The 8,046-nt window shown below is 36.1% G+C and carries 9 protein-coding genes; all 9 read right to left on the bottom strand.

Annotated elements, in window-relative coordinates:
- Positions 1 to 553: 553 nt before the first annotated feature.
- Positions 554 to 1,294: an SMI1/KNR4 family protein gene (locus JOD07_RS15110; RefSeq protein WP_204614615.1), complete on the bottom strand. Its 741-nt coding sequence runs from the start codon at positions 1,292 to 1,294 to the stop codon at positions 554 to 556.
- Positions 1,295 to 1,506: 212 nt separating this feature from the next.
- On the bottom strand, positions 1,507 to 2,256 hold the full coding sequence (locus JOD07_RS15105) for a MerR family transcriptional regulator (RefSeq protein WP_204614614.1): 750 nt from the start codon (positions 2,254 to 2,256) through the stop codon (positions 1,507 to 1,509).
- A gap of 255 nt (positions 2,257 to 2,511) precedes the next feature.
- The gene (locus JOD07_RS15100; RefSeq protein ID WP_137697017.1) at positions 2,512 to 2,913 is read right to left on the bottom strand and encodes an arsenate reductase ArsC; all 402 of its coding nucleotides are present in this window, start codon (positions 2,911 to 2,913) and stop codon (positions 2,512 to 2,514) included.
- 17 nt (positions 2,914 to 2,930) lie between these two features.
- Positions 2,931 to 3,983: an ACR3 family arsenite efflux transporter gene (gene arsB, locus JOD07_RS15095; protein WP_061857590.1), complete on the bottom strand. Its 1,053-nt coding sequence runs from the start codon at positions 3,981 to 3,983 to the stop codon at positions 2,931 to 2,933.
- A gap of 5 nt (positions 3,984 to 3,988) precedes the next feature.
- A complete protein-coding gene (locus JOD07_RS15090; RefSeq protein WP_137697039.1) occupies positions 3,989 to 4,519 on the bottom strand; it encodes a DUF2703 domain-containing protein in 531 nt (176 codons plus the stop codon).
- The gene (gene arsA, locus JOD07_RS15085; RefSeq protein WP_204614613.1) at positions 4,512 to 6,284 is read right to left on the bottom strand and encodes an arsenical pump-driving ATPase; all 1,773 of its coding nucleotides are present in this window, start codon (positions 6,282 to 6,284) and stop codon (positions 4,512 to 4,514) included. Before arsA ends, JOD07_RS15090 begins: the two co-directional genes overlap by 8 nt.
- 1 nt (position 6,285) lies before the next feature.
- Positions 6,286 to 6,645: an arsenite efflux transporter metallochaperone ArsD gene (arsD, locus tag JOD07_RS15080; protein ID WP_014097257.1), complete on the bottom strand. Its 360-nt coding sequence runs from the start codon at positions 6,643 to 6,645 to the stop codon at positions 6,286 to 6,288.
- 13 nt (positions 6,646 to 6,658) lie between these two features.
- Entirely contained in the window at positions 6,659 to 6,994 is a 336-nt protein-coding gene (locus JOD07_RS15075; RefSeq protein ID WP_015009204.1) for an ArsR/SmtB family transcription factor, read from the bottom strand.
- Between the two features lie 170 nt (positions 6,995 to 7,164).
- Positions 7,165 to 7,749, bottom strand: a complete 585-nt coding sequence (locus JOD07_RS15070) for a recombinase zinc ribbon domain-containing protein (protein WP_243144647.1) — start codon at positions 7,747 to 7,749, stop codon at positions 7,165 to 7,167.
- Positions 7,750 to 8,046: the final 297 nt, after the last annotated feature.

Here is an 8,046-nt window from a genome sequence, read left to right as displayed (position 1 = left end):
GTTTTGCTTTGACCTCATTTTTGACAACCTCCTGTTAGTATTATTTTACTAAACTAGTGTGTGATTGTCCAAATGGGTTAGGGGGATTAAGAGAAAGGATCTGAAGTTTTGAATAAAAGACTTCTATATTTCATGACTTAACTCCTTTGATTTGCTTCTCTTCCCTATACCAATCTATTTATATTGATTTAACAATTTAATTATATCATAAAGAGTGTCATTATGAACCACGGGGACGGTTCCTTGTTTCATTTTCTATGCTTTCTTAATTTAATTATGATAATTGATTCTCTTTTTTAAAGAAGAATTATAAAATGACCGTTTCCATTCTTTTAGTAACTATTTGAATAATGACTGCTAAATATAATCTTCCTGCTGAGAAACCCAATTAAAGAAAAAAGGCTTGCTTCCTGCTGAGGTTGCAAAGCCCGATAAAAGTGTTGGTAAATCTAAAGAGTATATGGACTATTAAATAAATGATAAACAACAAAAAGAACTTAAGTGATTGTCCCAAGCGCATATAAAAACTCTATTCCAAACCGTCCCCGTGTTTCTATATCTCACTAAGTGGCAAATTTGTTTGATATTGAGGCAATTCACCTGCCGGTGTTTTTCTGAACAGCATTTTTTTTATGTTTTCCTTATCAAATGATGCCAAACTCACTCCAGTAATATACTCCTCATTTTCATTTTGTACAGATTCAAACACAGTCAAAACATCATCCTTAATAAATATTTTCCATGCAGGAGTTGTTGTGCTTTCTTCAATTTCATTATAACTATCACAGATCTGCCAGGCTTTTCGGTAATCTGACAGCTTCCACATGTTTTCTCTAAAGTACACCCAATATGGGAGTCTAGCTTCCACAGCTATCTGTATTAGTGCCTTACATACAAGAAAATTGATCAGTGAGATGTTTTCCAAATACCAGCCAGGTTTATCCCATACGCATATATAAACTGGTGGATCTTCAAGCCTAAGATCAGTAAATTTTATTCCACAATATATCATTGATTCTACACATTGATAAAATACAAGATAATCCTTGTCAGATGTAAAAAAATCCTCACCCGGGATAAAGAATTCGTACAGTAGCAACGGTTCATATTGATTGTTGCAACTTTTAGTTATATAATTACACTTTCCAAATTTTTTATAATAATCTCTAAGTGATTTAGGAAATTTAATCCCTGATTCAGCTTCCTTTTCTGCAATTTCCTCCTCTGAATTTCCAAAGCTTTCAATACAATAAGCAGATAAAAGCTTTTCCAATACTTCAAAAGTTGCTTTCAAACAACGGCACCTCCGACATAATAAATTACCTGTGCATGCCTGTAGCAAGGGTAAAATAAAAAAGCTAAAAAACACCAGATATTCGGTAAAATACTGCTGTCAGTACTTGCCAGCTTCGCTGGACGTACACTTTTATACTGTTTGAATTAATATTCGCAGACAGTTCAGGGACTTTGTCACTGTATACATAAACTATACGTAAAATAGTTACACTACACTGGAATATTACTAATAATTAGAAGCACAACACATATGATTAGACATGTTATAACCAAAGCCTTTTTTCTATTCTCCCGAATCCATACGTATTTCTTTCCAAGAAAATAAAAAGAAACACTAAGAATAGCTTCCACCAACAAAATAGTTATGATTCCAATGATACCACCTAAGAAATTTTTAATATTCCAATTCCCTCTTGACATACATAGAATACATCCTGCAATAACCGCAACAACCACTACATTTAAAATAATCTTTAGAAAAGAGTCATAAATTTCACCGTCAACAGATGTCCAGCTAAAATAACTTGTTACAATTTTCTTCTCTATGTGAAAAATATCCTTTGCAATATCAATAAAAGTGTTTCCTTTCTTCTCTTCTTCAACAATGATATTCCAATACAAATCAGCATCAAAGGAAGCTATTTCAACCTTATCTTCTAACATCTTGCAAGTCAGGTTCTTTGCACCATTCAACTCGTTGATTTGTTTTTGAAGGTTAACAATATTCTCTCCAAGTACCTCTGCCATTGTTTTTGCTCCATCAAAAATATCCAATATATCATTAACGGATAGACCTATCTTGCGAAGAATAACAATCTTCTTTAATCGTATAATATCCATTTGTGAATAATCACGATATCCATTCTCTCCTCTTTTTGGCTCAATAAGTCCCTCCTTTTCATAAAATCTTACGGTTGCTCTGGGAAGCCCCAAAATTTGTTCAACTTCTTTTATTGTCATTTTCATGACCTCCTTTTTGAGTTTAAAGCAATCGTAAGCTATAAACAAGGTTTATAGTCAATAGCTTTTTGATTTTTTGTAGCTGTATCTCTGATACACACTCAACATGCAACGAGCGGGGTGGTTTGATGTCTTTTACATTGTCGGTAGTCGGGAACAAGTCAAAGGCACTTTTTGCACTATCGGTAGGCGGGAACATATCGACATATATAATTATAACGCCAACTACTAGATTTGTAATTGGCGTTATAATTATTATGACTTTAGTTTTGCTTTTAACTCTTTTATTTTTGATTCTATTGTTGATATTACTCTTTTAAATTCCTCATCACTCTTACCTGTAGGATCATCCAACCCCCAATCTTCCCTGTGTTTACATGGAAGGTAAGGGCATTCCACATTACACCCCATTGTAATAACAATATCTACTGGAGGTAGTTCATCAAGCAACTTTGAATGTTGAGTTTTCTCCATATCTATATCATAAAGCTCTTTCATTAGGCGCACAGCATCCTGGTTAATTTGAGGTTTTGTTTCTGTGCCAGCAGAGTAGCTTTCAAATATATCTCCTGCAAAGTGCTTACCAAGTGCCTCGGCTATTTGGCTTCGACATGAATTATGAACACATATAAATGCGACCTTTAGTTTATTACTCATTAAGTATTACCTCCTTTCTAGCTTTTTTCTGGAAACCAGTGCCTTGTATTATTCGCTATCTTTACTAATATCAACATAACAGGCACTTCTGTTAGAACCCCTACAATGGTAGCAAGTGCAGCTGGGCTTTGTGTTCCAAACAATGCAATCGCAACGGCAACTGCCAGTTCAAAAAAGTTAGAGGCACCAATCATACCAGCAGGCGCTGCTATCTCATGAGGTAGTTTTATAACCTTACTTGCTAGATATGCAATGAAAAAGATTAGGAAAGTCTGAATAATTAATGGTATAGCAATTAAAACAATATGAAGTGGATTGTTCAGAATTACATCGCCCTGGAATGAAAAGATTATTATTAATGTTAGCAATAGACCTATGGTAGTGATATTCCCAAACTTCGGTATAAAACTCTTTTCAAAGTAATCGAGTCCTCGCTTTTTTGTGATGTAATTACGGGTAATTATACCACCAGCCAGCGGGATAACAACAAACAATACTACAGATAAAACAAGAGTGTCCCAGGGTATGGTTACACCGCCCACACCTAGAAGAAACGCAACTATGGGCGTGAAAGCTATGAGAATTATAAGATCATTTGTTGCCACTTGCACGACGGTATAAGCCGCATTGCCTTTAGTCAAATAACTCCATACAAATACCATCGCTGTACACGGTGCCGCTCCAAGAAGTATTGCTCCCGCAAGATAGTCTTGTGCCAATTCTGCCGGAATTAGAGATTTAAAAATTACAAAGAAAAACAGCCATGCAATGCCGAACATGGTAAAAGGCTTTATCAACCAGTTAGTTATCCATGTAACAAAAAGCCCCTTAGGATTTTTTCCTACATTTCTAATACTTTGAAAATCTACTTTTAGCATCATTGGATATATCATAAGCCAGATTAAAATCGCCATAGGTATTGAAACATTTGCATATTCAAAACGTCCTAAAAACGCTGGAATTCCGGGTAAAAACTTTCCAATCAATACACCTGCAAACATACATAAAATAACCCATACGGTTAAGTACTTTTCAAAAAATCCAATTCCACTATTACGTTCCTTACTCATGTAAATCAATCCTCCTTTCTTTCTAAGCTATCAAAAAATGTAATTAAGTTTTGTGGGATTTCATATTTCTCATTTGTCAAGGGGATTGAACTATGGCCATCATAAACTTCTTTCAAAATTGCGTTAATAATCATGGATTTTGGTGGTTCCGTATACTCTATACCATCCTGCACCCAAACTCTGCAATCCACAGAGTCGCCACATAGATCTCCACATTCCTTGCAGGAAGATTCCTTAACCTCAAGAGCAATATCCCTGCCATTTACACGAATGGTTGGAGAACTTAAAAAATGGTGTTCAATGGCTAACTCCCTTGAATTTATATTAATCTTATTCAATACTATATCAAACCCTGCCGCTCTTAATACCGTTGATACTTCATTAACTGCATCCTCAAGATTAGTTTCAGTTCCTTGACACCTCTTACACACACTCAGATCAAGATAAAGAAAATCTATTATAATCTGCCTTTTTTCCTGTTCTTGTCCGCAGCAGCCACTGCCACAAGAGCAACAGCCAGCATCACTTTTATTCATCACTTTTACTACCTCCAGAAAAGTTCACTATATTTTCAATTGATGCATCCTGAAACCAGGGGATTGCAACAAAGTTATCAGAACTTATTTGCTTAACTTTTTCCAGCCATTGCTTTTCAGCATCAGCGCGAGCTATTAACATACTATTTTTAGTATTCGTCAATGAAAGGCACTGATTAACCACCCACCATTTGTTATTAATTCCCGCTCTGTTTAGGTCATCACCCAGTCTCTGAGCTTCAAATACCGGTGTTGCTTCAGGTAATGTAACAATAATAACCTCTGTTTGTTTCTCATCCCGAAGTCTTGGAAGTAATCTTTGAACAGATATTGGCGTTTCACCTTTTGTTCTCTGAACCTCTTTATGATAACTCTGTGTAGAATCAAGCAACAGAAGCGTGTGACCCGTTGGTGCAGTATCAATTATTACAACTTCGTTTTCAGCCTTGTCAACAATCTCAGCAAATGCTCTAAATACTGCAATCTCCTGTGTGCATGGAGAGCGTAAATCCTCTTCAACATAAGCAACATCATCTTCGCTCATTGTTTCACGAGCCTTACTTAATACCTCATTTTGATATCGCAATAGTTCCTGCTTTTCATCTATTTTACTTAGCTTAATATTTTCAGTATCTTCAACCACATATTTGAGATGATTAGCTGGGTCTGTAGATGTTAAATGTACCTTAACACCCTTTCTAGCAAGAGCCACAGCAATGGTTGCAGCAATAGTTGTTTTTCCAACACCGCCTTTGCCCATTGTAAATATCACTTTTTTACCTGCCCTATAAATATCTTCAATCAGAACATCTAGGTGTCTTAAATTTAAGGATTTGCTATAAATACTATTTTTTGTGTATTCGTCACTATATAAAAATGTTCTAATATTATCAATACCTACAACGTTATAGGAACGAAGTGGTATAGTGAAAATCTTAAACTTTTTTAAACCCTGTGGCATATTTTCCAAAGCCTTTTGCTGCTTATCTAACATTTTAATCGAAACATCGTCAGTTGCTTCACTCAGTATACCATTGATAACTAAAACCTGATTGTTTATCCCTAGCTCACTAAGCTCATGGCTTGAACGTTCAGCTTCAATCAAAGGAGTTTCCTCCGGCCTTGATACCAATATCAAAGTTGTTTTATCTTTATCTGCAAGGTTTTCAACCGCATTCTTATACATATCCTTTTTATCTTGAAGTCCAGCGAGCTGACCTAAACATGACGCCCCATGTGTACTTTCACTGATAAAATTACTCCACGCTGATGGTAATTGCAGCATACGAAGTGTGTGCCCTGTCGGAGCAGTATCAAAAATAATATAATCGTATTTATTCTCTGTGGATTTATCAGTGATGAAGTTCGAAAACTGGTCAAAAGCGGCAATTTCAACAGTACATGAACCCGAGAGTTGTTCCTCCATATTTACAATTACACTATCCGGCAACTTCCCCCTATATGGAGCAATAACCGATTCCCTATACTCTCTGGCAGCTTCCTCTGGGTTAAGATTCGCCACAACTAAACCCGGCGCTCCATCAATCGGCACACCTTTGCCATCAAGCTCAGTATTAAAAACATCCTGCAAATTGGATGCAGGATCAGTGCTTATAAGGAGAACACTTTTTCCATTATCAGCTAAATTTACTGCCACAGCACAAGCGGTTGAAGTTTTACCTACACCACCCTTTCCTGTGAAAAACATATACTTAGTCAGATTTATCCCATCTAAACTAAATGGCTCATAATTATTCTTTAACATCTTAACAGCACCCCTTTGGTCCGCAGCAGCCACTCTTCTTTTGAGGTTTTGTGCTTATTTCCACCCCTAACCATTCTGAAAACTCTTCGTTTGTTGGGTAGCTTTTGGTTTTTACAATTTCACCATCTGCCAGTGTTACAGGAAGAATATCTGCTCCTTCCTTTTGTAGAATTTCACTTATAACTTTATTGGAGATAAAATCCTGGGGTTCACTAGACAAACCATGCCTTTTTATAATAATCCCTTTTTCTTTAAGCGAATTAATAACAGTTGCTACTCTTAACAGCTCTGGGTCAATAGATGGTCCACAAACTCCTGTCGAGCAACACATTGCTGGGTCAAAAATCTCAATATTTTTCATTACTAAATCCTCCTTAACAACATTGATTATCAGATTTTTTATTTTTGCTCTTTTTACAAATACAATCTTCTTTGTCATTTGTTATGCATGTAAAGAAAGCTATAACCTCATCCGTTTTTTCCTTGTTTAATGTATATCTCATCCAAGCCCCATCACGTACTGCATTTACAAGGCCGCTTTCAGATAAAATCTTCATATGATAACTAAGAGTGGATTGAGAAATACTGAATTCTTCTAATATATCGCATGCGCACATTTCTCCACACGATAGCATATCAATAATCTTTAACCGTGTTTCATCTGACATAGCCTTAATTGCAGGAACATAATCTGCATATGAATGCTTCATAAAATTACCTCCTTTATATTTATATGTATCAATGATATCGAATGTTCTCGATATGACAATAATATCAAGCATATCGATAGTTGTCAATATGATTTTGTAATTGTAATAAGTTAATTACAAAAACCGCCGACCAAGATGCCACAGCCCCTTAATCGGCGGTCAAATTCGTTTTATTTTTCTATATCAATTTCTACACCAGATTTAAATTCAATAGTTAGTTTATCATCATAGACCGTTATTTTCTCTATAAGTCTCCTTACTAGTTGCTCATCATACTCCTCGAGGAGGGTGGATTGTTCATTAAGGAATTTTTCCATATCTTCTAGCCTTTGCTTGGAGCCTTTTTTGCCGGCTTCTTCTGCTAAAGCCTTATGCCTTTCCTCTCTGAGCCTGTAAATCTCATCGGCTATATCGTTATAATCTTCTTTGGAATTGGCCAGTTTCAAAAGGTCTTTTTGTAATTCCTCTAGCTTTTTATCTATATTGGAAACAATATTATTGTCCGTTTCACTTATCACTGTTTCTATATTTTCCTTTAAGATAGTTAAAAAGCCATCCTTTTGCCCTATTAGTTTATTAATTGCCTCCACCGTAGCAATACCTATCATATCCTCCAGCACGGTTCGGGAATGACAAGCTAACCCTGTATTCTCAAGCCTACTGACGCATCTCCAAACAATCGATTTTTTACCTCGGTTATTCCAATGAACTCTACGGTATATTTCGCCACACTGTTTGAAATCGCGAATTTTCACGCGTTACCCCACGCCCGTTTCCGGGGTGAAAAGTGGTAGAGATTTAGACCCCCCTACCCTATAAACTGCAGAGAATCTCAAAAGCTAAGCAGTTCTTTGAATTTCGTGAGATTTTTTGCATCTATTTTAAGCCGTTTTTCGGCATTGTTTTCAAACGAGATATTTGCCCCTATGAAAAAAGAAGTGAGTGTTTTTATTTACTTGTCAGTCAAGCGAACAATCTGACAATTGACCGTTATCCTGTCCAATAAAGTCTGGCAAAGATGCTTATCCTCAGCTGCATCTATCCATGCCGAC

This window comes from Defluviitalea raffinosedens (assembly GCF_016908775.1).
GTDB lineage: Bacteria > Bacillota > Clostridia > Lachnospirales > Defluviitaleaceae > Defluviitalea > Defluviitalea raffinosedens.
The sequence above is the reverse complement of the archived record's forward strand: the minus strand, read 5'-3'. Positions and strand labels throughout refer to the sequence as shown.

Bases quoted from the DNA above. Each gene is read 5' to 3' on its own strand.
- JOD07_RS15075 (WP_015009204.1), bottom strand. From the start codon at position 6,994: ATGAAGCATTCATATGCAGATTATGTTCCTGCAATTAAGGCTATGTCA.
- arsB (WP_061857590.1), bottom strand. From the start codon at position 3,983: ATGAGTAAGGAACGTAATAGTGGAATTGGATTTTTTGAAAAGTACTTA.
- arsA (WP_204614613.1), bottom strand. From the start codon at position 6,284: ATGTTAAAGAATAATTATGAGCCATTTAGTTTAGATGGGATAAATCTG.
- JOD07_RS15100 (WP_137697017.1), bottom strand. From the start codon at position 2,913: ATGAGTAATAAACTAAAGGTCGCATTTATATGTGTTCATAATTCATGT.
- arsD (WP_014097257.1), bottom strand. From the start codon at position 6,645: ATGAAAAATATTGAGATTTTTGACCCAGCAATGTGTTGCTCGACAGGA.
- JOD07_RS15090 (WP_137697039.1), bottom strand. From the start codon at position 4,519: ATGAATAAAAGTGATGCTGGCTGTTGCTCTTGTGGCAGTGGCTGCTGC.
- JOD07_RS15105 (WP_204614614.1), bottom strand. From the start codon at position 2,256: ATGACAATAAAAGAAGTTGAACAAATTTTGGGGCTTCCCAGAGCAACC.